The organism is Streptomyces flaveolus (genome assembly GCF_014648815.1).
GTDB classification, from domain to species: Bacteria; Actinomycetota; Actinomycetes; order Streptomycetales; family Streptomycetaceae; genus Streptomyces; species Streptomyces flaveolus.
Window position 1 is genome coordinate 1 of the sequence record NZ_BMRV01000028.1, and the last position, 22,656, is coordinate 22,656.

Here is a 22,656-nt window from a genome sequence, read left to right on the forward strand (position 1 = left end):
CTTGCGTTTCCGACTCTATCAGATCCTTTTCCGATCCGATTTCCTCGGTGCTTTCCAGGTTCCCGCTTTCGCGTTTCCCTTTCCGGCGGTTCCGACTTTATCAGAAGTTTCGGGGCGGTCCGACCGGCCGTTCATTTCCGATTAATCGGGAGGATGGCTTCTCCGAATTCGATGATCCAGGAGGAAGCGTGTAGATGCTCACCGTCGCCTCTGGGGTGACCCCATCTACCGGCAACTGTTTGAATCTACCTCCCCGCTCGCTCCGTGTCAACGGCTCTTGCGGGAACGAAGAGGACAGTAGCAGCTCGACGGGGGCTGATGCACATCAGGCGGCCGTCGGCACGCCGGAGCTCCGCTCGGCCTCGTCGACGTCCCCCGTGTCCCCGGCGCGTACCGCACGGCCGCCGAGCAGGTAGACGTAGGCCAGGAAGACCAGTTCGGCCAGCACACCGATGGTGATGCGGGCCCACGTGGGCAAGCCCGACGGGGTGACGAAGCCTTCGATGGCGCCGGAGACGAACAGGACCAGGGCCAGGCCTATCGCCATGCCGATGGCGGCCCGGCCCTCCTCTGCGAGGGCGGTGCGCCGAGTGCGCGGGCCCGGGTCGATGAGGGTCCAGCCGAGACGCAGGCCGGTGCCCGCGGCCACGAAGACGGCGGTCAGCTCGAGCAGGCCGTGGGGCAGGACCAGGCCGAGGAAGGTGTCGAGGCGGCCGGCCGACGACATCAGGCCGAACCCGACGCCGAGGTTGAGCATGTTCTGGAACAGGATCCAGATGACCGGCAGGCCCAGGAAGACGCCGAGGATCAGGCAGAGCGCGGCCGCCCAGGCGTTGTTCGTCCAGACCTGTGCGGCGAAGGAGGCCGCGGGGTGGCTGGAGTAGTACGTCTCGTACTGGCCGCCGGGGCGGGTGAGCTCCCGTAGCTCGCTGGGGGCGGCGATGGTGGCCTGCACCTCGGGGTGGGCGCCGATCCACCAGCCCAGGAGTACCGCGACGGCCGTCGACAGGAGCGCGGTAGGGACCCACCAGTGGCGTGCCCGGTAGACGGCGGCAGGGAACTGCCTGGTCAGGAACCGGGTCACATCGCGCCATGAGGCTCGGCGGGTACCTGTCACGGCACTGCGCGCGCGTGCCACCAGTTGACTGAGCCGTCCGGTCAGCTGCGGGTCGGGGGCGCTGGACTGGATGAGGGAGAGGTGGGTGGCCGTGCGCTGGTACAGGGCGACGAGTTCATCGGTCTCCACACCGGTGAGTCGGCGCCGGCGCCGGAGCAGAGCGTCGAGGCGGTCCCACTCCGCCCGATGGGCGGAGACGAAGACGTCGAGGTCCATCGGTGTGCCTGCTCCTCGGCTATCGTCGGCGGCTCGTCGTGGATCAGCTTGTCGTACTGCGGCGCGGTGCGTCCTCAGCTTGGCAGACTGGCGAGGACGGGGGCAGCCAGGGGAAGGGCGGCAGGCGTGAGTGAGCTGGTGACGGGCGAGGCGGTGGCGCTGGAGCTGCGTCCCGCGAGGCTGCCCAGCAGGGCGCTGGCCGTCCTGCTCGATCTTGCGGTGGCCGTGGCCGCCTACGTGGCGGCCACCGTCGCTCTGGTGGCGTCGACCTCGTCCTTGGACATGGCGGCCCAGACGGCGCTGTCCCTCGCCGTTTTCGTCCTGGTGCTGGTGGGCGGGCCGATCGCGGTGGAGACGCTCAGCCACGGACGGTCGCTGGGGAAGATGGCGTGCGGACTGCGGGTGGTGCGGGACGACGGTGGGCCTATCCGGTTCCGGCACGCGCTGGTGCGGGGCCTGATCGGGGTGGTCGAGATCCTGCTGACCCTCGGGGTCGTGGCCTGCATCGCCTCTTTGGTCTCGGCGCGGGGTCGTCGCGTCGGTGACGTGTTCGCCGGGACTCTCGTCGTGCGGGAACGGGTGCCGGTCGCGCCGACGGGCTTTCTGCCGCCGCCTCCGCCGTGGCTGGCGGGGCGCTTCTCGGAGCTCGATCTGTCCGCGGTCCCTGATGGTCTGTGGCTCGCCGTCCGTCAGTACCTCGCGCGGATGGGGCAGCTGGATCCGCAGGTCGGCTGGGCCATGGCGGAGCGGCTCGCCGCTGATGTCGCGGCCCGTACGGGTGCTCCGGCGCCGCAGGGTGTACCGCCGGCCGCGTACCTGGCGGTGGTGCTGCAGGAACGACAGGCTCGGGAGGCCCGGCGGGCCTTCGGCGGCGGTACGCCCCAGGGCGCGGCCCCTGCCTCGACGCCGGTCGCGCCTCTGCCGTCGGCGCCGACGGTGACGTACCCGTCGCCGTCGGCTCCCCTGGTGACTCCTCCGGTGCTGCCTCCGACGGCGGCGCCGCGAGGTCCCCGGCCGCCGGTCGTGCCGCGGGACGCGGCGCAGGGGGAGCGTCCCGCCACCGGGTTCGTTCCGCCGGAGTAGCGGTTGCCGCCGGCGCGTCCCGCTTACCGCCTCACCGACTCACCGCGTCATGTGCCGGCGCCCGGTTCCGGTGAGGGGAACACCGACGGCGGTGACTCCAGGTCCTCCAGCTCGATGCCGGGGGCCGCGAGCACGACGTCTCCGGCGATGTGCACGGCGTGCTGTTCGCCCGTGTCCAGGGCTGTGACCTGGTATTCGTCCACGGTGAGGGGGCCGTTGTCAGTGGCGTGTGCTTCGCTGTTCACCAGTGCCCAGGACTGGTCCACGGTGCGGGGGGCGAGGACCGGATCCGTGAGGGCGACGAGGCGTACGCGGGTGGCTGATGCGGAGGGGGTGAGGCGCAGGAGTCGGGCGGTGGCGACGAGGAAGGCCGGGGACGTGCCGGTGAAGGCGTGGGCGCGCACATTGCCTTCGGTGGCGTGGACTCCGGTGGGGTCGGTACGGACCCAGGTGACGCCGTCGATGGCAGCGCCGCGCACCTGCCAGTCGGCGGCGTGGAGTTCGAGGCGGATGGGGCGGCCGAGTTCGTCGAGGGCGAGGTCGACGGAGCCGCGGTGGTCTCCGGTGGGGGTGGTCAGCCGGGAGACGTAGCGCCAGCCGGAGGGGCCGGGGGCGCACTGGAAGTGTTCTTCCGCGAGGGGGGTGTGGTCGTGCGGATCGTGGAGCGAATAACGGCCGCGGGGCATGGGTGGTCCTGGGTGGTGACGGGCTGGTCCGGCCGCTGATGCGGGCGTGGCGCCAATGGGGCAGGCCCCCGGCACGGGGGTGCGGGGGCCTGCCTCGGAGGAACCGGTGACTCAGTAGCGGTAGTGGTCCGCCTTGTAGGGGCCCTCGACCTTGACGCCGATGTACTCGGCCTGCTCCGGGCGGAGCGTGGTCAGCTTGACGCCGAGGGAGTCGAGGTGGAGGCGGGCGACCTTCTCGTCCAGGTGCTTGGGCAGCACGTAGACGTCGGTCGGGTACTCGTCGGGCTTGGTGTACAGCTCGATCTGGGCCAGGGTCTGGTCCGCGAACGAGTTGGACATCACGAACGACGGGTGTCCGGTGGCGTTGCCCAGGTTCAGCAGGCGGCCCTCGGAGAGGACGATGAGCACCTTGCCGTCGGGGAAGGTCCAGGTGTGGACCTGCGGCTTGACCTCGTCCTTGACGATGCCGGGGATCTTCGCGAGGCCGGCCATGTCGATCTCGTTGTCGAAGTGGCCGATGTTGCCGACGATGGCCTGGTGCTTCATCTTGGCCATGTCCGAGGCCATGATGATGTCCTTGTTGCCGGTCGTGGTGACGAAGATGTCGGCCTTGTCGACGACCTCGTCCAGCGTCGTGACCTGGTAGCCGTCCATCGCCGCCTGCAGGGCGCAGATCGGGTCGATCTCGGTGATGATCACGCGGGCGCCCTGGCCGCGCAGGGACTCCGCGCAGCCCTTGCCCACGTCGCCGTAGCCGCAGACGACGGCGGTCTTGCCGCCGATCAGGACGTCGGTGGCGCGGTTGATGCCGTCGATCAGAGAGTGGCGGCAGCCGTACTTGTTGTCGAACTTCGACTTCGTCACGGCGTCGTTGACGTTGATCGCCGGGAACAGCAGGGTGCCGTCGCGGTGCATCTCGTACAGGCGGTGGACGCCGGTGGTGGTCTCCTCGGTCACGCCGCGGATCTCGGACGCCAGCTGGGTCCACTTCTGCGGGCTCTCGCTCACCGTGCGGGTGAGGAGTTCGAGGATGACGCGGTGCTCGTCGGACTCGGCGGTGTCGGGCGAGGGGACCTTGCCGTCCTTCTCGTACTCGACACCCTTGTGGACGAGGAGGGTGGCGTCACCGCCGTCGTCCAGGATCATGTTCGGGCCGCCGGTCGGGGTGTTCGGCCAGGTCAGCGCCTGCTCCGTGCACCACCAGTACTCCTCGAGGGTCTCGCCCTTCCAGGCGAAGACGGGGACGCCCTGCGGGTTGTCGGGCGTGCCGTTGGGGCCGACGGCGATGGCGGCGGCCGCGTGGTCCTGGGTGGAGAAGATGTTGCAGGAGGCCCAGCGGACCTCGGCGCCGAGGGCGACGAGGGTCTCGATGAGCACGGCGGTCTGCACGGTCATGTGCAGGGAGCCGGTGACGCGGGCGCCGGCGAGCGGCTGGGCCTCGGCGTACTCCTTGCGGATCGCCATCAGGCCGGGCATCTCGTGCTCGGCGAGGGTGATCTCCTTGCGGCCGAACTCGGCCAGGGAGAGGTCGGCGACCTTGAAGTCCTGTCGGTTGTCGACAGTCGTCATTACGGGCTGCTCCTCGGGTTGGGATCGAGGTGGTTACGGCTGACCTGCGCGGCGGCGGACACAGGGGTGCCCCGAAGAGGACACAGGCATGCCCGCGTACGCGCAGCGCAGTCCGTCGGAGGCCCTCTCTCCCTCGGCCGGTCCGTCCTCGGACCGCCCGACCGCCATCAGCAGCGACGTCTGGCTCCGTCCCAAGCTACACCGCTGAACCGTTCGTCCCCAGTCCGCCTCCGCGGACTTCCGGCCGTTCCGTGCGTGCGCGCAGCACGACCGGGGCCCGCCGAGAGGTTCGGCGGGCCCCGGTCGGGTGGAGGCGTGGGCGTCAGTGGTGGCCGATGGCCGGGCCGCCCGGGGTGGCTTCGCGGTCGGGGCCCTTGGCGGCCTCGGACTCGCTGTAGATGTCGGGTTCGAGGTAGATGACGCGGGCGATCGGGACGGCCTCACGGATGCGGGACTCGGCGGCGTCGATGGCGGTGGCGATCTCTGCGGCCGTCTCGTCGTGCCGGACGGCGATCTTGGCGGCGACGAGGAGCTCCTCGGGCCCGAGGTGGAGCGTGCGCATGTGGATGATGCGCGTGACGGTGTCGCCGTCCACGGCCGCGGCCTCGATCTTCCGGACGTCCTCGGCGCCCGCGGACTCGCCGAGCAGCAGGGACTTGGTCTCGGCGGCCAGGACGAGCGCGATCAGCACGAGCAGAACGCCGATGCACAGGGTGCCGATGCCGTCCCAGACGCCGTCGCCCGTGAGCAGGGCGAGGCCGACGCCGCCGAGGGCGAGGATCAGGCCGACGAGTGCGCCGAGGTCCTCCAGGAGGACGACCGGCAGCTCGGGGGCCTTGGCCCGGCGGACGAACTCCTTCCAGGACTGCTTGCCCCGCAGGGTGTTGGACTCCTTGATGGCGGTGCGGAAGGAGAAGCCCTCGGCGATGATCGCGAAGACGAGGACGCCGACGGGCCAGTACCAGTGCTCGATCTCGTGCGGGTGCTTGATCTTCTCGTAGCCCTCGTAGAGGGCGAACATGCCACCGAGGGAGAAGAGCACGATGGAGACGAGGAAGGCGTAGATGTAGCGCTCGCGGCCGTAGCCGAAGGGGTGTTGCGGGGTGGCCTCGCGCTGGGCCTTCTTGCCGCCGACCAGCAGCAGTGCCTGGTTGCCGGAGTCCGCGAGCGAGTGCACGGACTCGGCCAGCATCGACGACGAGCCGCTGAAGAGGAACGCCACGAACTTCGATACAGCGATCGCGAGGTTGGCGCCGAGTGCCGCCACGATCGCTTTGGTGCCGCCTGACGCGCTCATCTGTCGCGTTGTCCCTTCGCCTTCGCCTGCGTGTGTACGCCGCTGGGGGGCTGGGCCGGTATCGGCTTTGCCCGTCCTTTGCGGTGGGTCATTGTTGCAGCCCGGCCGGGCGCCGGTGCGCCTGACCGGGTTGCCGCATTCCCGTCAGACACGCACGGTGGCACGGAAGAGCGTGCCGTTGCCGGACACTTCGGCCTTTTCGCCCGCCGGGACGAAGACGGACCGGCCGGGGGTGAGGTCGTGCTCGCCCGCCCGTACGGAGCCCGCCGTGCAGAGCAGGATCTGCGGGGCGGGGAGGGTGAGGTCGTGGGGGGCGGCGCCCTCGGGGAGGACGTAGCGGGAGAGGCGGAACTCGTCGATCGGGGTGTCGTAGACCTCTTCGCCGTCGGGGGACGCCTCCGGGCGGAGGACGCCGGGGTCGCCGGGCTCGAAGCGGACGATGCGCAGGAGTTCGGGGACGTCGACGTGCTTGGGGGTCAGGCCGCAGCGCAGGACGTTGTCGGAGTTGGCCATGATCTCGACGCCGAGGCCGTCGAGGTAGGCGTGCGGGATGCCGGCGCCCAGGTACAGGGCCTCGCCGGGCTGGAGCCGGACGTGGTTGAGGAGGAGGGCGGCGAGGACGCCGGGGTCGCCCGGGTAGTGGTGGGCGATGCCGGCGTAGGGCGCGTAGGCGCCGCCGAGGCGTTCGCAGGCGGCCGCGGTCTCGGCGACCGTGCGGGACATCTCCTCGGGGTCGGCGGTGAGGATCGCGGTGAGCACCTCGCGCAGGGCGGCGTCCTCGGGGTGGGCGCGCAGCAGGTCGACGTACGGCTTGAGGGAGGCGACGCCCAGGCCGTCGAGCAGGTCGGCCGTGTCGGTCGGCGCGCGGAAGCCGCACAGGCCGTCGAACTCGGTGAGGGCGCAGATCAGTTCGGGCTTGTGGTTGGCGTCCTTGTAGTTGCGGTGCGGGGCGTCCAGGGGGACGCCGCGGCGTTCCTCGTCCGCGTAGCCTTCCTTGGCCTGGGCCAGGTCGGGGTGGACCTGGAGGGAGAGCGGGGCGCCCGCGGCGAGGAGCTTGAGGAGGAACGGCAGGCGCGGGCCGAACCTGGCGACGGAGGCGGGGCCCAGTTCCCTCTCGGGGTCGGCGGCGACGACGTCGGCGAGGGTGCCCCGGTCGGTGCGGGAGGGGGCGCCGGGGTGGGCTCCCATCCACATCTCCGCCTGCGGTTCGCCGGTCGGCTCGGTGCCGAGCAGGGTCGGGATGGCGGTGGTGGAGCCCCAGGCGTAGGGGCGGACGGTGTTGTCGAGGCGGTCCATGGGCTCTCTCTGCCGGTGCGTGCGCGGTGCTTGTCCTGGTGCGTGCCGTGTGGGTACGAGATCAGGCGCCGGAAGCGAGCGCCAGGTAAACGGCGGCGAAATCCGTGATGGCGATCAGTTCGGCGAGGGTCTCCAGTTCGCCGCCCGCCTCCGGTTCGAGCTCGCTGATCGGCGTGTCGTGGCCGAGGGCCAGGTCGCGGGCGCTGGGTGCGGCGGTGAGGCCGCCGCTGGGGCGGTCGCGCAGCAGGACCACGCGCGCGTGCAGGGCGGGTGCCTCGTCGACGCGGTCGCGGAAGAAGTCGTCGGGGTCGGCGGCCGCGGCGAGGCGGCCGGCGAGCAGGGCGCTGTGTGCCGCGAGGGCCTCGGGGAGTTCGGCGACGACGGCGGGGGTGCCGGAGAGTTCGGCGAGCGCGGCGGCGAAGCGGCGGCCCGCCGGTCCGGCGGAGGTGCCCTCGGTCCAGACGACGGGCAGGGAGTCGGCCACCTCGGCCGCAAGGGTCTTGGCGGGGTTGCTGTACGTCACGATGGCGGGCCCGCAGCGTTCGGCGACCTGGTCGAGGCGGTCGGCGACCTTCTCCACGGCCTCGGGCGGCGCTTCCAGCAGGCCGGTGCGGTCCAGCAGGGCGAGCAGCGGGGTGAGCAGCGCCCACAGGACGCCCGGGGCGGCGCCGGCGAGGGGCTCGTCGTGGTCGTAGGGGGCGGTCGCCATCGGGATGAACAGGCCGTGGGAGCCGTTGACCGACTCGCTGAGCGGGGAGCGGTCGGGGGCCACGGCGACGACCGTGCAGCCGCGGCGGTAGGCCTGTTCGGCGAGCAGGGCGAGGCCCGGTTCGGAGCCGTCGGGAGTGGCGATGAGCAGGAGGTCCACGGAGCCGGCCCAGCCGGGCAGTTCCCAGCGCAGGGCGCCCGCGGCGGCCGCTACGCCGGTGGGGGCGAGGCGGGTGACGGGGCTGCCTGCGCCGGCCAGCGTGCCGAGGAGGTCGGCGGCGTGGGTGGCGGCGGCTCCGGGGCCGGCGATGAGGACGGCGCGGGGGCGGCCGTCCGGTTTGAGGTTGCCGACGCCGGCCTCGGCGGCGAGCCGGGCGGCGGTGCGTACGCGGGCACCGGCCTCGGCGGCGCCGCGGAGCAGACCGCGGCGGTCGGCCTCGGCGAGGCCGTCCGGGGCGTCGAGGAGCGATTCGTCGAGCATGGCGGCAGTCTCCGATCGCCGGGGCGTTCGTTCGGTCGCGGGCGCGGCGCCTGGCCGGCGGTTACTCGGGGCGGCGGGCTTCGTCGACGAGGAGGACGGGGATGCCGTCGCGGACCGGGTACGCCAGGCCGCAGTCCTGGCCGGTGCAGATCAGCTCCGCGTCCTGCTCCTTGAGGGGGGCATGGCAGGCCGGGCAGGCGAGGATCTCCAGGAGGCCGGCTTCGAGCGGCATGGGGGTTCCCTTCGGGGGCGGTGGGGCTTGTGTGGATGTGCTGGTCAGGGTACCGCCGGTCGTGGGGCCGGTGTCGGTGTCCGGTGCATGTGCGGCACCCGGCGCCGGTGCGGGTCGGGCTGCCCGGCGCTACGGGCGCACCCGGCGCCGGTGCGGGGGGAGGTTGCGCGGCCCGGCGCTACGGGGTGCCGCTGCGCCCACCCGTGCCGCCCCAGCGGCACGACTGCCCGCAGCTGTGCGGGACAGCGGCCGGCCGGTCGCGGTCAGGAGCGGATGATCGCCAGGGCCTCGTCGCGGATCCTTGTCATCGTTGCCTCGTCGCGGGCCTCCGCGTTCAGGCGGAGCAGTGGTTCCGTGTTGGACGGGCGGACGTTGAACCACCAGTCGGCCGCGGTGACGGTCAAGCCGTCGAGTTCGTCGAGGGTGATGCCGTCGCGGCCCTCGTACGCGGCGCGGATCGCGGCGAGGCGGGCCGCCTGGTCGGCGACGGTGGAGTTGATCTCGCCGGAACCGGCGTAGCGGTCGTACTCGGCGACGAGGGCGGACAGCGGGCCGTCCTGCTCGCCGAGGGCGGCGAGGACGTGGAGGGCGGCCAGCATGCCCGTGTCGGCGTTCCAGAAGTCGCGGAAGTAGTAGTGCGCGGAGTGCTCGCCGCCGAAGATGGCGCCGGTCCTGGCCATCTCGGCCTTGATGAAGGAGTGGCCCACGCGCGTGCGTTCCGGTGTGCCGCCGTTCTCCTTCACGACCTCCGGCACGGACCAGGAGGTGATCAGGTTGTGGATGACGGTGCCCTTGCCGCCGTTGCGGGCGAGTTCCCGGGCGGCCACGAGGGCGGTGACCGCGGACGGGGAGACCGGGTCGCCGTTCTGGTCGACGACGAAGCAGCGGTCGGCGTCGCCGTCGAAGGCGAGGCCGAGGTCGGCGCCCTCCTCGCGGACGCGCTTCTGGAGGTCGACGAGGTTGGCCGGGTCGAGCGGGTTGGCCTCGTGGTTGGGGAAGGTGCCGTCCAGCTCGAAGTACATCGGCACCAGGTCGAGGGGCAGGCCGGCGAAGACCGTGGGGACGGTGTGGCCGCCCATGCCGTTGCCCGCGTCGACGACGACCTTCAGGGGCCTGATGGCGGTGAGGTCGACGAGGGAGCGCAGGTGGGCCGCGTAGTCGGCGAGGGTGTCGCGCCGCGTGACCGTGCCCTGGCGGGAGGACGGCTCCGGGGCGCCGGACGTGCTCCAGCCCTCCACGAGGGCGCGGATCTCCGCGAGGCCCGTGTCCTGGCCGACGGGCGCCGCACCGGCGCGGCACAGCTTGATGCCGTTGTACTGGGCCGGGTTGTGCGAGGCGGTGAACATGGCGCCCGGCAGGTCCAGCGCGCCGGAGGCGTAGTACAGCTGGTCGGTGGAGCACAGGCCGATCTCGGTCACGTCGGCGCCGCGGGCGGCCGCCCCGCGCGCGAAGGCGCCGGACAGGCCCGGGGAGGAGGGCCGCATGTCGTGGCCGACCACGATGGCGTCCGCGCCGGTCAGCTCGACGAAGGCCGCGCCGAACAGCTCGGCCAGCGACTCGTCCCACTGGTCCGGGACCACACCGCGTACGTCGTACGCCTTCACGATCTGCGACAGATCAGCAGCCACGGCCAACCTTCCTGAAAGTCCTGTCGGAGCCCACAAACTACCCGTAGGCACCGGCACGGGTCAGGGCAGCATCCAGCCCAGGACCGGCGTGGACTGTCCGACCACGATCAGGCACATCACCAGCAGCAGGCCGAGGCTCCACGGCAGGACCTTGCGGAGCAGGTCGCCCTCGCGGCCGGCGAGGCCAACGGCGGCGCAGGCGATGGTGAGGTTCTGCGGGGAGATCATCTTGCCGAGCACGCCGCCCGAGCTGTTGGCGGCGGCCAGCAGCTCCGGCGACAGCCCGGACTCCCGCGCGGCGGTCACCTGGAGTGCGCCGAAGAGGGCGTTGGCGGAGGTGTCCGAGCCGGAGACGGCGACGCCGAACCAGCCGAGCACCGGGGAGAGGAAGGCGAGTCCGGCGCCGGCCGCCGCGACGAAGTGGCCGATGGTGGCGGCCTGCCCGGAGAGGTTCATGACGTAGGCGAGGGCCAGCACGGAGGTGACGGTCAGGATCGCGTACCGCAGTTCGTGCACGGTCGCGAGCCACTCCCTGACCGCCGCGCGCGCGTGGACGCCTAGGACGACGGCCGTGGCCAGCCCGGCGAGGAGCACGAGGGTGCCGCCGGTGGAGACGATCGGCCAGGAGAAGACGTTGCCGCCGACGGGCCTGCCCTGCGGATCGGCCACGCCCAGGAACGGCCAGTCGTACGTCTGGGTCGCCTTGGCCAGCCAGTCCTTGACCGCGGGGATCTGGGCGACCGAGAAGACGGCGACGATCAGGGCGTACGGGGCGTAGGCGCGCAGCACCTCCCGGCGGGGGTCGTCCTCGTCGGGTTCCTCGCTGCGGGCGCCGGTCGGCACGGACGCCCGGACGGGCTCGGCGGCCGGCCTGCGGGGCTGCGGTACGGCGACCAGGGCGCCCGCGCCGGCCAGGGCGGCGCCGATGTCGGCGAGCTGGGCGGAGACGTAGTTGGAGGCGGCGAACTGGGCGACGGCGAAGGCCACGCCGCAGGCCAGGGCGGGCACCCAGGTCTCGCGCAGTCCGCGCCGCCCGTCCACCAGGGCGACCAACAGCAGGGGGACGACGAGGGCCAGCAGGGGTGTCTGGCGGCCCACCACGGAGGCGACGTCGTCCAGCGGGAGCCCGGTGACCTGGGCGAGTGTGACCACGGGGGTGCCCATCGCGCCGAAGGCGACCGGTGCGGTGTTGGCGACCAGCGAGACGACCGCCGCGCGCACGGGGTCGAAGCCGAGCGCGACGAGCATGACCGAGCAGATCGCGACGGGCGCCCCGAACCCGGCGAGGGCCTCGAGGAGGGCGCCGAAGCAGAAGGCGACGACCAGCGCCTGGATGCGCGGGTCGTCGGAGAGCCGGCCGAAGGAGCGGCGCAGGATGTCGAAATGCCGGGTGCGGACGGTCATCCGGTAGACCCACAGGGCGTTGACGACGATCCACAGGATGGGGAAGAGCCCGAACACGGCGCCCTGCGCGGCGCTGGAGACCGTCTGGTCCAGCGGCATGCCGTAGGCGAGCCAGGCGACGAGTACGGCCGCCAGGAGGCCGGTGAGGCCCGCCAGGTGCGCCTTCATGCGGACGCCGCCGAGCAGGACGAGGACGATCACCAGCGGCAGGGCCGCCACGAGGGCGGACAGGCCGAGGGAGTCGGCGAGGGGTTCCAGTTCCTGGACGTACACGGGCGCCTCCCCGGATTCCGCCATGCGAAAGCGTTTTCTCGCGACTTCCGGAATGGTCGTGTCCGCGACAAGGCGACGTCAATGGGCGTGCGGGAAGTGGATGTTCAGGAGAGGGCGCCGGTGACCGCGGCGCACCGACGGCCGCAGCGGGCGGGACTCAGTTGTCCGGCGAGCGCAGGACGCGCAGGTGGCCGCGCCGCGCGACCTCCATCGGGTCGGCCGATCGCGTCCCGCCGGCGGCTCCCGCCGCGCGCTCCTGGGGGCGGGCGGCCTCGCGCACCGCGTTGGCGAGCGCTTCCAGGTCGTCGCCGCTGGGGCGGGCCGGGGCCGAACCGTCGAGAAGCCGGACGACCTCCCAGCCGCGCGGGGCGGTGAGGCGCTCGGAGTGCTCGGCGCACAGGTCGTAGCAGTGGGGCTCGGCATAGGTGGCGAGCGGGCCGAGGACCGCGGTCGAGTCGGCGTAGACGTACGTCAGCGTCGCGACGGCGGGACGGCCGCAGGCGGTGCGCGAACAGCGACGTACAGGGCTCACGATGTTGGACGGTACCGCACTCTTGAGCGGGCCGCGACGATCCCCCGCCACGTCGCACCACCGTGTCGCGATGTGAGACGGGCCACTGTCGTCGCTGAGCGCACGCGCGTGACCTGCGGCGACGCCGATTTTCGAGATGCCGGACAGGCGCGCGGGCGGTCATAAGCTGATACAAACAGCGACATTTGCCATGAGATCCATGGTCACGGAGAGATACCGAATTGAGCCCCACCTTGGCCGGAATGGTCATCCGATGACATCCGGTCCGGCGCGCCGCGACGGCCGCCGGTGAGTCGTGCGCGGTCCGGCGCGCGGAGGCGGCGGGGACTACCCTTCACCAGTGATGGACAACCCCGTGACGCCCCGTGAGGCCGGCCGCCCAGGACCCCGCCGTCGTGATCGCCACGGCCGGGGCATGCGCGGCCCGATCGCACCGCCGCAGGTTCCGCTCGCCGCCAGCCGCTCCGACCTGTTCGCGGACCTGGTGCAGGACTCCGTCGAGCGCCTGGAGCGGCGGTGGCCGCAGCTCGCCGACATCGATTTCCACGTCCTCGAGGTGCCGCGGCTGGACGGGGCCGGGCAGGTCTGGAACGACGAGGCGGTGCCGCTGGGCGGCACGGTGCCCGCGCAGGACGGCCGGCGGGGGCGGGTGGTCGTCTACCGGCGGCCCGTCGAGATCCGCACGAAGGGGCGGGACGAGCGGGCGGCGCTGGTGCACGAGGTGGTCGTGGAGCAGGTCGCGGAGCTGCTCGGGCTCACGCCGGAGACGGTGGATCCGCGGTACGGGGAGGACTGAGAGGCCGGCCGGACGGGACCGGCCGGTGGCTCGTCACCGCTGCAGCACGGACAGGTTCTCCTCGGCCTCCGGGACCGCCACCGTCCCTCGGTCGTCCGGGAGGGTCTGCACCGTGAAGGCCGCCGCGTCGTCGTTGTCCGGCTGGGTCAGCGTGCGGGCCGCGTACACGGGGCCGCCGGACACCGGCTCGACCGTCAGCGCATAGGTGCCCTTCAGACCGGCCGGAACCGGCGGCGCCACGTCCTGAGTGGTGCCGCCCTTGATCGTGTACGTCCGGGACACCGTCGTACCGCCCTCGCTGCCGGCCGACGCCGTGACCTTCACCTGCGCGGCCTCCCGGGGCGCGGCCAGGGACAGGGTGGTGCCCTTGGCGCGGTTGTCCGCCGAGGTGGCGCGCGCGCCGACCGGGCCCGAGGCGGGGATGAACGCCGTCTCCTGCCCGTCGCCCTTGCCCCGGACCACCCGCAGCGCGGCCACGACCGGCACGGACCGGTCCGTCGGCGTCAGCACCAGCGACCCCGCCTCGCCGAGCGTGACCGCGCCGAGGTCGACGCCCGTCGTCATGCCCGCCTTGACGCGCACCGTCTCGTGGCCGGCGGGCGTGATCAGCCCGGTCGGTGAGGCGAGCTGCACCTTCAGGTCGGCGTCGGTGTCACCGGGCGTGAACAGCACCAGCCGTACGGCCGTGGCGTCCTTGGGGATGCCCGGCAGCACCTGGCTGCCGGCGGGGTCCGCGGCCGCGGCCAGCCAGTCACCGCCGGTCTTGTCGCTGAGGGCCTGCACCGCGGCCCCGACCCGACCGCTGCGCACGCCGACGTGCACGGTGAGGTCGGTCTCCTGCGTGTCGCTGAGCGTGGACAGCAGGATCGACTCACTGCCGTGGGCGGGCACCGTGATGCCGTCGCCCACCGACGTCTTCACGGCGCCGTCCTTGCCGTAGAGCTCGATGTCGACGACGGCGGCCGAGTCGTCGGGGTTCGTCAGGTGCACGTAGTCGGTGCGGTCGGCCGTCGTGGCGGCGCCGGGGAACCAGAACTGCGTGTCCGGCGCGGTGCAGTCAACGCCCAGCAGGCCGCGGCCCGTGCCGGCGGCGACCTCCGTGGTCTGCTGCACCGTCCAGCCGGGGGCGTAGCTCCCCTCCGCCGTGCCGACGAACGCGGGCGTGTCGGCGCCGGTGGTCTTCGCGGTGACCGGGGTGCCGGGGGCCTTGGGCTGGACGACGGGCTTGCCGGCCTTCGCGTCGCCCTTCTCGCCCGACTCCGCCGTCGCGGCGGCGAGTTGGGCTTTGCCCTTGTCCTCGGTGCCCTTGGTGACGGGCGTGAACGACGTGTACGACGTCTCGGCCAGGTCGGAGGTGCTGGGTGCCGGACACAGCAGGCTGGTGCGCTCCACCGGCAGCCGGGCCGCCGCCGTGCCGGCGGGGTCCGCGCCGGAGGCGTCCGGGGTGGACAGCGCCGCGAATCCGGTGACGGCGGCGAGCGCGGTGGCGCCGGCGATCAGGGACAGGGTGGTGCGGTTCACTGCTGGCTCCCGTCGGGACGCTCACTGCCCGGGCCGTGGGGCTGGTGGGCCTGGGAAGGGTCGTACGGCGTGTCGTATCCGCCCTGGCCGTACGCCTGGTCGTACGCCGGGTCATAGGTGCCGGCGCTGTTCGGGTCGCCGTAGGCGTACGGGTCGTACGGGCCCGCCTCGTACTGGCCGTCCTGGGCGCCCTGGTAGGCGGCCGGGTCGTACGGCTGCTGCTGCCCGTAGGCGGCCGGGTCGTACTGCTGGGCGTCCGGGTACTGCTCGCCGCCGTACGAGCCGTACGAGCCGTACTCGGCGCCCTGGTAACCGGACGGGTCCCATGCGCCGGGCGGCGCCTGCTGGGGAACCGTCACCGGGGGTTCCTGCGGCGGGGCCGGGGCCGCGGCGGGGTCCGCCGTCCCGGCCTCCGCCCCGGTGCCGGCGTCCGCCTCGGCCTCCGCCTGGGCCCGCAGCCGTCGCGCCCGGCGTCCCTCGCCGGCGACGGCCTGCGCGGGGACGACCGGCTCGTCGGGCAGGTCGTCGTCGATGTCGCGGCGCCGGCCGGGCAGGGCCAGGACCACCAGGACCACGGCGAGCAGGCCCTGGGCCCACAACCAGGCGGTGTGCGTGAACGGATCGTCGTAGGTGACGTCCAGCCGACCGCCGGAGGCGGGCAGTTCGAAGCCCTGGGCCCAGCCGTCGACCGTGGTGCGGGTGAGCGGCTTGCCGTCGAGGGTGGCCGTCCAGCCGTCGGCGGCGGTGTCGGCGAGGCGCAGCACACGGCCCTCGGCGCCGGACGGGATCTTCGTGTGGATCTCCACGGGCCCGGCGGCGACCGGCTCCGGCTCACCGGTGGCGGCGTCACCGCCGGACACGATGGTCGCGCGTGCGACGTCCCGGTCCACCTGCCACAGCCCGCTGCCGTCCTGCTGGCTGAGCCGCCTCAGGCCCGGCGTGGCGTCCAGGACGCGGACGACGTCGCGGGGGGCTCCCTTGTGCACGAGGACGTAGCGCACGGCGAAGCCGCCGAGCTGATCGGCCTGGTCGGCGCCGGAGCCGGCCACGAGGTTGGCCACGACCTTGTCGAGCCCGCTGTTCCCCCCGTCGGCGGCCAGTTCGCCGTCGCCGAGGCGGACCCCGGCGCCGCGCACGAGCATGTAGCTCACATGGGCGGCGGAGTCGCTGTCGAGGACGAGGGTGCGGGCCTGGTCGCGGGTGACGCTGTCCTCGGCGACGAACGCGGGGACCTGCAAGGGGTCGCGGCGCTCCAGCGGCCCGTCGGCGCCGCCGATCATCCAGCCGGCGGCGGCGATCAGGGGGCCGACGGCCGAGGCGAGGGCGATGAGCGCGGCGACCGGCTGACGCCAGCCGAAGCTCTGCTCGGCGACGCGCGAGCGTGCCCCGTCCGCGCCCAGGGCGGCGGCGGACAGCAGGGCGATGCCGTAGACGAGGGTGGCCGGACCCGCCCAGGCGGAACGGTTCGACAGGACCGCGAGGACGAGGGCGACCAGTGCGACGGCCCAGGCCGTCCGGATCGCCAGCTGCCGCTCGGAGCGCAGCAGGGCGGCCAGCGCGGCCAGCACGATGCCGATGAGGACCAGCCCGCCGACCGTGCCGGGGCCGCCGGGGCTGGCGCCCAGCAGGTCGAGCGCGGAGGCGGCCGAGGAGCCGTACTCCAGACCGGCCTCGTCGAAGAAGCCGAACGGGAGCAGCGTCAGCGACCAGGGCGCGAGCAGCAGCAGGGGCGTGCCGAGCTGGGCGAGCAGGCGCAGCCCGTACGCCGTGATGTCGCCACGGCGAAGGACCAGGACGCCGGCGCCGAGCAGCAGCGCGATGGGCCACACGACGGGCGTGAAGGCGGTGGTGACGGTCAGCAGCAGCGCGTACGCCCAGGTGGCGCGCCAGCTGCCGCGCGTACCGGACTGGCCGGTCAGACCGGCGGCCGCGACGCCCGCGCGCGCGGCGAGCGGGAGCAGCACGGCGAGGACGGCGGTGCCGATGCGGCCGCCGGCGAGTGCGCCGGTGGCGGCTGGCAGGAAGGCGTAGGCGACGGCCGCCCACGCGCGCAGCAGCCGGGAGGGCACGAGCGGGCGGGAAGCGAAGTACGCGGTGACACCGGCCAGCGGCACCGAGCAGACCAGCAGCAGGGTGACGGCCAGTCCGGTGGAGCCGAGCAGGACGGAGGCGAGCGTGGCGACGATCGCCAGGTAGGGCGGCGCGGAGGCGGTGCCGCCGGTGCCCACGGTGTGCCAGGCGTCCACGTACCGCGACCACAGCTCGCCGGCGTCGGCCGGGGCGGGCAGCAGCGCCCCGCCCGCGAGCGCGCCGCCGCCGAGGAGTGCGCGGCAGGCGGCCAGGGAGACGAGCAGCAGCACCAGGAAGAGCACCGGGCCGGGTTTGCGGGCGATGCGCTTGAGGCGCGCGAACTGCTCGATCTCGAGGAAGTCGGCGTCGTCGCCGCCCGGTCCGGACTCGATGCCGCCGCCGTGCCGCCCGGCGCCCGTGGCCGTTTCGGCGTCGGAGCTGCCGGCGAGACTGCCCGCGACCTGTTCGACCGTGACGCGGATGGTCGCGCCGGGGGGCGGGAACAGGGAGCGCAGTTCCTCCTTCTCGACCTGCGGGCGCCCGCGTTCGCGCCGTCCCGCGATGATGCGCTCGGGTCGCAGCAGAACGCTCAGCAGGCCCCGGATCTCGTCCAGCGCCTGGCCGGGGACCTTGCCGACGAGATAGGCGAGGGTCCGCAGCAGGGTGCCGAGGACGAGGCGCAGCAGCACCCAGGGCAGGGCGGCGGTGCGGACGTTGACGAGAAGGGTGTGGACGGCGCCGGCCTTGTCCACCTTGTGCGGGGAGGCGGTGGTGCGCCCCGCGCAGTCGACGGCGCGGCGTTCGCGGGAGGCCGCCTCGGCGTGGCGCACGACCGCCTCCGGGGCGACCAGGACCCGCAGACCGGCGGCGTGCGCGCGCCAGCACAGGTCGACGTCGTCGCGCATCAGGGGCAGCCGGCGGTCGAACCCGCCGAGCCGCTCGAAGACGTCACGCCGGATCAGCATGCCGGCGGTGGAGACGGACAGGACGGACCGGACGTGGTCGTGCTGGCCCTGGTCCTGTTCACGGCGGTCCAGGCCGGTCCAGCGGCGGCCGGAGTTGGCGATGGAGACGCCGACCTCCAGCAGTTGCCGGCGGTCGTACCAGCCGCGGAGTTTGGGACCGACGACGGCGACGTCCTCGCGGCCGAGTTCGTACTCGTTGTCCACGACGCGCAGCAGCTGTGCCAGGGCGTCGGGTTCGGGGGCGCAGTCGTCGTGCAGCAGCCACAGCCACTGCACCGGCTCTCCGTGCGGCAGTTCGGGAAGGTCGTAGGCGTCGTCGCGCCAGGTGCGCGTGACGGGGTCCCAGCCGCTGGGCCGCCGCAGGTACGCCAGGTCCTCGGGGGTGAGGAGCGGTGCGGTGCGCGCGGCCTCCTCGACGGCCTGGCCGAAGCCGGTGCGCCGGGCGAGGTGCAGCACGCGGTCGTCGCCGAGGGCCTCGGTGACCAGCCGGGCGGAGTCGTCGGCGCTGCCGGTGTCGGCGGCCACGGCGTACTGGACGGGGCGCTCCTGGCCGAGCAGCCCGGCGAGCGCGTCGGGCAGCCAGCGGGCTCCGTCGTGGGAGACGAGGACCGCGGTCACCACGTGGCGCGGGAACTCAGGTGCGGCAGCGAGGTCTTGCTGGGCTGCCGGGTGGCTGTGCACGGACATCGAGGTACGGGCCCCGGTTCGATGGACTGCGGTGGACACCCGTGCCTGTGGGGAACGACGGGGCGTCTCGGACGAGCGCCCACACTATCGGCTGGCCATGACGACGGCCCGCCGCCTGTGGACAACCCACCCGCGAAGGGCCGTTCATGCCGTTGTGTACAGAGGGAGTGCGCCGTGCGCCGGACGGCGGGCCGGACGCCGGAGCGGACGCCGGGTCAGACGGCGGCCTTCTTCAGACGGCGGCGCTCACGCTCGGACAGGCCGCCCCAGATGCCGAAGCGCTCGTCGTTGGCGAGGGCGTACTCGAGGCACTCGGAGCGGACCTCGCAGGCGAGGCAGACCTTCTTGGCCTCCCGGGTGGAACCGCCCTTCTCGGGGAAGAAGGACTCGGGGTCGGTCTGGGCGCACAGTGCGCGCTCCTGCCAGCCGAGCTCCTCGTCCGCGTCGTCGACCAGCAGTTGCTGCACCAGCTCGGTCATGTGCGCCCCTCGTCCGTCTTTCGCGTCCCCGTGATCCAGCCGTTATCGATTCCGGCTGAACGACACGAGTGAAATTACAAGTGTGCTGCTCCGGGCGAGTCAAGCCGAGATCTGCTATTGGGCCCCTTATTCACTCTGCAGAACCAAGCCCATGCAGAAAGTGTTCAAATCGCCATAAACCATGTCATGCCGACGGGGGCACGGGAACGCCCGCCCTCGCACAGAGCCTGTACAAGGGAGGACGCCCCGGCGTTCGTTCTCGTTCCGACACACACGCCGAAGCGAACCTGATCACATTCGGATCACAGGATCGCAACGGGGGTTGTGCGCCCAGCTTGTGCCGCATGTGTCCCGGAACCCGCATGAGCAAACCTTTCGCCTGCGAGATGGACCGGATGAGGTGAAACACGTCCCACATCACGGGCATCAAGTTGACAGTGCTGGTGTGAGCCGGTGTCCTTGTGGGCATGCTCGCGAACTTGGCACTCGCCTCGACCCGCACCGCCGGGTCCCACGGTGCTGCCCGCGCTCGCTGTAGCTGTTGTCGCTGTTCCGGCTGTTGAGCCACCACGCTCCGGCTGACCCGGGTCCACTCGACCCGGCTGTGTGATCCCACGCCCCGACCAGGGCGTTCTCCGCGTATCGCTCCTCCCCCCACTCCCCCGCACTCTCCCGCGAGGAACCACCGCACCCATGAACAGCGACAGCGACCTCCAGATCGCCGGCGACATCCTCGAAGTCCCGCACCTCCTCCAGGCACCGCGCGAGCACCCGGCCACCGTCGCCGAGTTCGCCGGGCTGCTCCGGTCCCTCGCCGCGGACCGCTCCCAGTGGGAGCACCTCGTCCGCTACGACGCGACGACCCGGTGGTACCACCGGCTGCGCACCGGCCCCGGCTACGAGGTGTGGCTGCTGTCCTGGCTGCCGGGGCAGGGCAGCGGGCTCCACGACCACGGCCCCTCTTCCGGTGTGTGGACGGTCCTGGACGGCACCCTGACCGAGCGCACGGAACGCGGCACGCGCGCGCTGGGCGCGGGGACGCAGAAGGTGTTCGCGCCGGGGTACGCGCACGAGGTGGTCAACGACGCGCTGGAGCCGGCGGTCAGCCTGCACGTCTACTACCCGGGCCTCACCGAGATGCCCATGCACTCCGCGCGGTGCTCGGCCGCCGCGCCCCACGACGCGGACGCCGGCGCCGGGGTGCTGTGACGACTGGCTGACGCAGTGTCGTGCCCGCCTGCGAGACTAAGCACATGCGCATTGTGGTTCTGGCAGGCGGCATCGGCGGTGCACGGTTCCTGCGTGGTCTGAAGCGGGCCGCGCCGGACGCGGACATCACGGTCATCGGCAACACCGGCGACGACATCCACCTCTTCGGGCTGAAGGTCTGCCCGGACCTCGACACGGTGATGTACACGCTCGGCGACGGCATCAACGAGGAGCAGGGCTGGGGGCGGGCCGACGAGACCTTCCACCTCAAGGAGGAGCTCGCGGCGTACGGCGTCGGGCCGGAGTGGTTCGGTCTGGGCGACCGGGACTTCGCCACGCACATCGTGCGGACGCAGATGATCGGTGCCGGGTATCCGCTCAGCGCGGTGACCGAGGCGCTCTGCGACCGCTGGAAGCCCGGTGTGCGCCTCCTCCCCATGACCGACGACCGCGTGGAGACGCACGTGGCCGTCGAGCTGGACGGCGAGCGCAAGGCCGTCCACTTCCAGGAGTACTGGGTGCGGCTGCGGGCCTCGGTCCCCGCCGAGGCGGTCGTACCGGTCGGCGCCGAGCAGGCGAAGCCGGCGCCCGGCGTCCTGGAGGCCATCGCCGAGGCGGACGTGATCCTCTTCCCGCCCTCCAACCCGGTCGTCTCGGTCGGCACGATCCTCGCCGTGCCCGGCATCCGGGAGGCGATCGCCGACGCCGGGGTGCCGGTGGTCGGCCTCTCCCCGATCGTCGGGGACGCGCCCGTGCGCGGGATGGCCGACAAGGTCCTCGCGGCGGTCGGCGTGGAGTCCACGGCGGCGGCGGTCGCCGAGCACTACGGCTCGGGACTGCTGGACGGCTGGCTGGTCGACACGGTCGACGCGGACGCCGTGACGCGGGTGAAGGCTGCCGGCATCCTCTGCCGGGCCGTGCCGCTGATGATGACCGACGTCGACGCCGCCGCCCAGATGGCCCGCGAGGCGCTGACGCTGGCGGAGGAGGTGCGGGAGGCGTGAGCGAGCGTGCTCCCGGCTACCGGGTCCGGGCGGTCCCCGGCCTGCCGGAGGTGCAGCCGGGCGACGACCTGGCCAAGCTGATCGCGGCGGCCGAGCCCGGGCTGGCCGACGGGGACGTGCTCCTCGTCACCTCCAAGATCGTCTCCAAGGCGGAGGGCCGCGTCGTACGGGCCGCCGACCGGGAGGCCGCGATCGACGCCGAGACCGTGCGGGTGGTGGCCCGGCGCGGGGCGCTCCGCATCGTCGAGAACCGGCAGGGCCTGGTCATGGCGGCGGCCGGGGTCGACGCCTCGAACACCCCCTCCGGCACGGTGCTGCTGCTGCCCGAGGACCCGGACGCGTCCGCGCGGGCCCTCCGCGAGGGCCTGCGGGACACGCTGGGCGTCGACGTCGGCGTGGTCGTCACCGACACGTTCGGGCGTCCCTGGCGGGCCGGCCTCACCGACGTGGCGATCGGCGCCGCGGGCGTGCGGGTCCTCGACGACCTGCGCGGCGGCACGGACGCGCACGGCAATCCGCTGGGCGCCACGGTCGTCGCCACCGCCGACGAGCTCGCCGCCGCGGGCGACCTGGTCAAGGGCAAGGCGGCCGGGCTGCCCGTGGCCGTCGTGAGCGGGCTGCCGCAGGTCGTGACCGGGGACGACGGCGAGGGCGCGCGGGCCATGGTGCGCGGCGCCCGCGACGACATGTTCCGCCTCGGCACGTCCGAGGCGGTACGCCAGGCGGTCACCCAGCGGCGCACGGTACGGGCCTTCACGGACGAGCCGGTCGATCCCGGTGCCGTACGCCGGGCGGTCGCCGCGGCGGTCACGGCGCCGGCGCCGCACCACACGACGCCGTGGCGGTTCGTGCTGCTGGAGTCCGCCGAGTCCCGCACCCGGCTGCTGGACGCGATGCGGGACGCCTGGATCGCCGACCTCAGGCGGGACGGCAAGAGCGAGGAGTCCATCGCCAAGCGGGTGCGGCGCGGGGACGTGCTGCGCAACGCGCCGTACCTCGTCGTGCCCTGCCTGGTCATGGACGGCTCGCACACCTACGGGGACGCGCGCCGCGACGGGGCCGAGCGGGAGATGTTCGTGGTCGCCACCGGCGCGGGCGTGCAGAACCTGCTCGTCGCGCTCGCCGGGGAGCGGCTGGGCTCGGCGTGGGTGTCCTCGACGATGTTCTGCCGGGACGTCGTGCGGGAGGTGCTGGGGCTGCCGGAGGACTGGGACCCGATGGGTGCCGTCGCGGTCGGGCATCCCGCCCAGGAGCCTCGGCCGCGGGCGGAGCGGGACGCGGAGGCGTTCATCGAGGTGCGGTGACGCGGACTGCGTCGCGGGGCGGTGGCGCGGATCTCGTCGCGGTGCCGTGACGGGCTTCGGTGACGCTCTACCCTCGTAGGGGCCTCTCGTTCCGCAGGG

At 73.0% G+C, this 22,656-nt stretch carries 18 protein-coding genes; 5 read left to right on the forward strand and 13 right to left on the reverse strand.

Annotated features, from left to right (window positions below):
- Positions 1–325: 325 nt before the first annotated feature.
- Positions 326–1,333, reverse strand: a complete 1,008-nt coding sequence (locus tag IEZ05_RS35495) for a stage II sporulation protein M (RefSeq protein WP_189234453.1) — start codon at positions 1,331–1,333, stop codon at positions 326–328.
- 126 nt (positions 1,334–1,459) lie between these two features.
- On the opposite strand from IEZ05_RS35495, the gene IEZ05_RS35500 reads away from it, so the two are divergent.
- The gene (locus IEZ05_RS35500; protein WP_189234454.1) at positions 1,460–2,416 is read left to right on the forward strand and encodes an RDD family protein; all 957 of its coding nucleotides are present in this window, start codon (positions 1,460–1,462) and stop codon (positions 2,414–2,416) included.
- A 47-nt stretch (positions 2,417–2,463) separates the two neighbouring features.
- Here the strand turns inward: IEZ05_RS35500 and IEZ05_RS35505 are convergent, their stop codons facing one another.
- The 9 genes from IEZ05_RS35505 to IEZ05_RS35545 form a co-directional block, all read right to left on the reverse strand.
- A complete protein-coding gene (locus IEZ05_RS35505) occupies positions 2,464–3,102 on the reverse strand; it encodes a hypothetical protein (RefSeq protein WP_189234455.1) in 639 nt (212 codons plus the stop codon).
- A 111-nt stretch (positions 3,103–3,213) separates the two neighbouring features.
- Entirely contained in the window at positions 3,214–4,671 is a 1,458-nt protein-coding gene (gene ahcY, locus IEZ05_RS35510; RefSeq protein WP_189234456.1) for an adenosylhomocysteinase, read from the reverse strand.
- Between the two features lie 322 nt (positions 4,672–4,993).
- Positions 4,994–5,968 (reverse strand): cation diffusion facilitator family transporter, encoded by a 975-nt coding sequence (locus IEZ05_RS35515; protein WP_189234457.1) that lies wholly within the window; start codon positions 5,966–5,968, stop codon positions 4,994–4,996.
- Between the two features lie 144 nt (positions 5,969–6,112).
- Positions 6,113–7,264, reverse strand: coding sequence for a mannose-6-phosphate isomerase, class I (gene manA, locus IEZ05_RS35520; protein WP_189234458.1), 1,152 nt, complete (start codon positions 7,262–7,264; stop codon positions 6,113–6,115).
- Positions 7,265–7,325: 61 nt separating this feature from the next.
- Complete coding sequence (locus IEZ05_RS35525) at positions 7,326–8,453, reverse strand: SIS domain-containing protein (RefSeq protein WP_189234459.1); 1,128 nt, start codon at positions 8,451–8,453, stop codon at positions 7,326–7,328.
- A 61-nt stretch (positions 8,454–8,514) separates the two neighbouring features.
- Positions 8,515–8,685 carry a Trm112 family protein gene (locus tag IEZ05_RS35530; protein ID WP_007450268.1) on the reverse strand — a complete coding sequence of 57 codons (171 nt, stop codon included), beginning with the start codon at positions 8,683–8,685 and terminating at the stop codon, positions 8,515–8,517.
- A 263-nt stretch (positions 8,686–8,948) separates the two neighbouring features.
- A complete protein-coding gene (locus IEZ05_RS35535) occupies positions 8,949–10,313 on the reverse strand; it encodes a phosphomannomutase/phosphoglucomutase (protein ID WP_189234460.1) in 1,365 nt (454 codons plus the stop codon).
- A 60-nt stretch (positions 10,314–10,373) separates the two neighbouring features.
- On the reverse strand, positions 10,374–11,990 hold the full coding sequence (locus tag IEZ05_RS35540) for an L-lactate permease (protein ID WP_189234473.1): 1,617 nt from the start codon (positions 11,988–11,990) through the stop codon (positions 10,374–10,376).
- A 157-nt stretch (positions 11,991–12,147) separates the two neighbouring features.
- A complete protein-coding gene (locus tag IEZ05_RS35545) occupies positions 12,148–12,522 on the reverse strand; it encodes a DUF3499 domain-containing protein (RefSeq protein WP_189234461.1) in 375 nt (124 codons plus the stop codon).
- A gap of 343 nt (positions 12,523–12,865) precedes the next feature.
- Here IEZ05_RS35545 and IEZ05_RS35550 point away from each other — a divergent pair, with 343 nt between their 5' ends.
- Complete coding sequence (locus tag IEZ05_RS35550; RefSeq protein WP_189234474.1) at positions 12,866–13,318, forward strand: metallopeptidase family protein; 453 nt, start codon at positions 12,866–12,868, stop codon at positions 13,316–13,318.
- 33 nt (positions 13,319–13,351) lie between these two features.
- Here IEZ05_RS35550 and IEZ05_RS35555 read toward each other — a convergent pair whose 3' ends face one another.
- From IEZ05_RS35555 to IEZ05_RS35565, 3 genes are all read right to left on the reverse strand, one after another.
- Positions 13,352–14,839, reverse strand: coding sequence for a DUF5719 family protein (locus IEZ05_RS35555; RefSeq protein ID WP_189234462.1), 1,488 nt, complete (start codon positions 14,837–14,839; stop codon positions 13,352–13,354).
- Entirely contained in the window at positions 14,836–18,561 is a 3,726-nt protein-coding gene (locus tag IEZ05_RS35560; RefSeq protein ID WP_189234463.1) for a glycosyltransferase family 2 protein, read from the reverse strand. Before IEZ05_RS35560 ends, IEZ05_RS35555 begins: the two co-directional genes overlap by 4 nt.
- A 215-nt stretch (positions 18,562–18,776) precedes the next feature.
- Complete coding sequence (locus tag IEZ05_RS35565; protein WP_003975777.1) at positions 18,777–19,040, reverse strand: WhiB family transcriptional regulator; 264 nt, start codon at positions 19,038–19,040, stop codon at positions 18,777–18,779.
- 693 nt (positions 19,041–19,733) lie between these two features.
- Here IEZ05_RS35565 and IEZ05_RS35570 point away from each other — a divergent pair.
- Genes IEZ05_RS35570 through IEZ05_RS35580 form a run of 3 tightly spaced genes read left to right on the forward strand, consistent with a single transcriptional unit; the run spans position 19,734 to position 22,557 of the window.
- Complete coding sequence (locus tag IEZ05_RS35570) at positions 19,734–20,249, forward strand: cysteine dioxygenase (protein ID WP_189234464.1); 516 nt, start codon at positions 19,734–19,736, stop codon at positions 20,247–20,249.
- Between the two features lie 44 nt (positions 20,250–20,293).
- Positions 20,294–21,253 (forward strand): 2-phospho-L-lactate transferase, encoded by a 960-nt coding sequence (gene cofD / locus IEZ05_RS35575; protein WP_189234465.1) that lies wholly within the window; start codon positions 20,294–20,296, stop codon positions 21,251–21,253.
- Positions 21,250–22,557 carry a coenzyme F420-0:L-glutamate ligase gene (locus IEZ05_RS35580; RefSeq protein WP_189234466.1) on the forward strand — a complete coding sequence of 436 codons (1,308 nt, stop codon included), beginning with the start codon at positions 21,250–21,252 and terminating at the stop codon, positions 22,555–22,557. The genes cofD and IEZ05_RS35580 overlap by 4 nt, the downstream gene beginning before the upstream one ends.
- The last annotated feature ends 99 nt before the right edge of the window (positions 22,558–22,656 follow it).